At 57.2% G+C, this 537-nt stretch carries 1 rRNA gene; it reads right to left on the bottom strand.

What is annotated here, in order from left to right:
• A 16S ribosomal RNA gene (locus tag E9934_RS19425) occupies positions 1-537 on the bottom strand; the annotation flags it as partial.

Here is a 537-nt window from a genome sequence, read left to right as displayed (position 1 = left end):
GCGTCAGGTAATGCCCAGAGAACCGCCTTCGCCACCGGTGTTCCTCCTGATATCTGCGCATTTCACCGCTACACCAGGAATTCCATTCTCCCCTGCATACCTCTAGTCTGCCCGTATCGAAAGCAAGCAACGAGTTAAGCCCGCTGTTTTCACTCCCGACGCGACAAACCGCCTACGAGCCCTTTACGCCCAATAATTCCGGACAACGCTCGGACCCTACGTATTACCGCGGCTGCTGGCACGTAGTTGGCCGGTCCTTCTTCTGTACCTACCGTCACTTTCGCTTCGTCGGTACTGAAAGAGGTTTACAACCCGAAGGCCGTCATCCCTCACGCGGCGTTGCTGGATCAGGCTTCCGCCCATTGTCCAATATTCCCCACTGCTGCCTCCCGTAGGAGTCTGGGCCGTGTCTCAGTCCCAGTGTGACCGGTCACCCTCTCAGGCCGGTTACCCGTCAAAGCCTTGGTGAGCCATTACCTCACCAACAAGCTGATAGGCCGCGAGCACATCCTGGACCGAAAAAACTTTCCACCACCC

This window comes from Nocardioides caeni (genome assembly GCF_004912195.1).
Classification (GTDB): Bacteria; Actinomycetota; Actinomycetes; order Propionibacteriales; family Nocardioidaceae; genus Nocardioides; species Nocardioides caeni.
Note: the sequence above shows the minus strand (reverse complement) of the source record. Positions and strands in the feature narration are given on the sequence as shown.